The sequence below is a fragment of the Paraburkholderia sp. JHI2823 genome, from assembly GCF_038900695.1.
GTDB lineage: Bacteria > Pseudomonadota > Gammaproteobacteria > Burkholderiales > Burkholderiaceae > Paraburkholderia > Paraburkholderia mimosarum.
Genome location: NZ_JAYMRY010000313.1, coordinates 1 through 418 on the forward strand (window position 1 = coordinate 1; position 418 = coordinate 418).

The 418-nt window shown below is 63.6% G+C and carries 1 protein-coding gene and 2 pseudogenes; all 3 read right to left on the reverse strand.

What is annotated here, in order from left to right:
- Window positions 1-155: pseudogene (locus VSR34_RS38780) on the reverse strand (phenylacetic acid degradation protein); the annotation flags it as partial.
- A 1-nt stretch (window position 156) separates the two neighbouring features.
- A pseudogene (locus VSR34_RS38785) lies at window positions 157-255 on the reverse strand (phenylacetate-CoA oxygenase subunit PaaJ); the annotation flags it as partial.
- 38 nt (window positions 256-293) lie between these two features.
- A partial coding sequence (locus VSR34_RS38790; protein ID WP_342965286.1) for a Phenylacetic acid catabolic protein occupies window positions 294-418 on the reverse strand: 125 nt, incomplete at its 5' end.

The following is a 418-nucleotide window of genomic DNA, read 5'->3' on the forward strand; positions in this document are numbered from 1 at the left end:
CCGTCGATATGGGTCTTGAGCGTGACGAACTGACCCTGGGTGAAGCGATACGCGTCGCGCAGCTCGGGCGGGACTTCGAAAGCGACAGAGACCGCGTCCGCGGTTTCGGGCCGCACTTCGCGGATGCACAGCGAATGGAATTGCGGAGTGGCCATATCAGTACGGTTTGAAGTAGTCGAAGGGTTCGCGGCAGTCGATGCAGCGGTAGAGCGCCTTGCACGCGGTCGAGCCGAACTGCGCGAGGCGTTCGGTGTGCGTGAACTCCCCTGTTCGTGCGTGAGCGTGAAGCACGCTTACCAGCGCGCGTCCGGATGCTGGCGCGCGAGGCTCTGCATCTCGGCGAGCACGAAGCCCATGTGTTCCGAGTGTTCGCCGTGCTTGCCGGTCGTGATGTGGAACACCTGCTCGGGCAGCGTGA